The sequence below is a fragment of the Leucobacter sp. M11 genome (assembly GCF_035726885.1).
Lineage (GTDB): Bacteria > Actinomycetota > Actinomycetes > Actinomycetales > Microbacteriaceae > JAPFRB01.
Genome location: NZ_JAPFRB010000002.1, coordinates 393,190 through 394,639, shown reverse-complemented (window position 1 = coordinate 394,639; position 1,450 = coordinate 393,190). Strand labels below are relative to the sequence as shown.

Below are 1,450 nucleotides of genomic sequence, written 5' to 3'. Positions count from 1 at the left end.
TCGAGCCCGCGATGCACAACGCGGTCGGCAGCCTCATCGAGGTCGGCACACGGGTCGTGATGCTGACCGTCAGCTCGGTCGCGGTGCTCGGGTTGTCCTGGACGCTCGGCCTGCTCATGCGCACCCGGGACCAGAACCGGAACGCTGAACTCCTGCGGGTCGAGGAACAGTCCCGCCGCCAGCTCGCCGAGCAGGAGACGGTGATCGAGCAGGAGCGCAACCGGATCGCACGCGACATGCACGACGTCGTCGCGCACTCCCTCGCCGTCGTCATTGCCCAGGCGGACGGTGCCCGCTATGCCGCCGCCGCGAACCCCGCGGCGGCGCCAGCAGCGCTCGAAACCATCGCGGCGACGGCCCGGGAATCCCTCGCCGAGGTGCGGGCCCTGCTGACCGCGATGCGGCACCAGGAGCAGGACGGCCCGCAGCCCGGCATGGCCGATCTGCCCCCGCTCCTGGCCCAGTTCCGCGACTCCGGCCTGCCCGTGGTCGAGCGCACCTCCGGCACCCCGGTGACCCTCGGGCGGGGGCACGAGATGGCCGCGTATCGCATCATCCAGGAGGCCCTCACGAACGCCCTCCGGCACGGGCAGCCCGGCGGCCCGGCCGTGCTGGACCTGTTCTGGGGCGCGGAGGGCCTCGACCTCGTCGTGCACAACCCCGTCGGCGCGGCCGAGCCCGGCGGTCCGGGCGGCGGGCACGGCCTGCCCGGCATGCGCGAGCGGGCCGCCCTGGCTGGCGGCTTCTTCAGCGCGGAGCGGCAGGGGGCGCGCTTCCGGGTGGCCGCCCGGATCCCGTCCTCCGTGCCGGGCACCGCGACCCAGCCGATCAGCGTCCCGCCGGCCACGACTCCTGCCCGGCCCGCGCCAAGCCAGCCAGCGGCCCCCATCCTGTCTCCCGCACCTGCCCCGCCCGTCGCCCCGGAAGAAAGCGCAACGCCATGATCGAAGCCCCCATCCGAGTCGCGCTCGTCGACGACCAGGCCCTGTTCCGCGCCGGAATCCGCATGCTCGTCGAGTCCCAGCCGGATCTCCTCTTTGTGGGGGAGGCCGCGGACGGCGCGGAGGGCGCGCGCATCGCGATCGAGGCAGCGGCCGATGTCGTGCTCATGGACATCCGGATGCCGGTGCTCGACGGGATCGCCGGCACCGAGCGCATCGTGACCGAGGCCGCGGCGCGGGGCATCCCCGGCCCGCGGGTGCTCGTGCTCACGACCTTCGACCTCGACGAGAACGCGGCCCGGGCGATCCGGGCGGGAGCGAGCGGCTTTGTGCTGAAGGACGCCGCCGCCGAGTTCTTACTCGCGGCCATCCGGACCGTGCACGCGGGCAACTCGGTGTTCTCCGCCTCGGCGACCCGAGACCTCATCACCCGCTTCACTCCGGCGCCGGTGGCCCCGCAACCCCCCGCAGCCTTCGCCGAACTCACCGCCCGGGAACGGGAGATGTTC

General features: G+C 73.8%; 2 protein-coding genes. Both read left to right on the top strand.

Features of this window, described 5'->3' with window-relative positions:
* The coding region (locus tag OOT08_RS06170) for a sensor histidine kinase (protein ID WP_325091706.1) at window positions 1–944 on the top strand (944 nt) is incomplete at its 5' end.
* Window positions 941–1,450, top strand: a 510-nt coding sequence (locus tag OOT08_RS06165) for a response regulator (RefSeq protein ID WP_325091705.1), incomplete at its 3' end; no start/stop codon positions are given. The genes OOT08_RS06170 and OOT08_RS06165, both read left to right, overlap by 4 nt.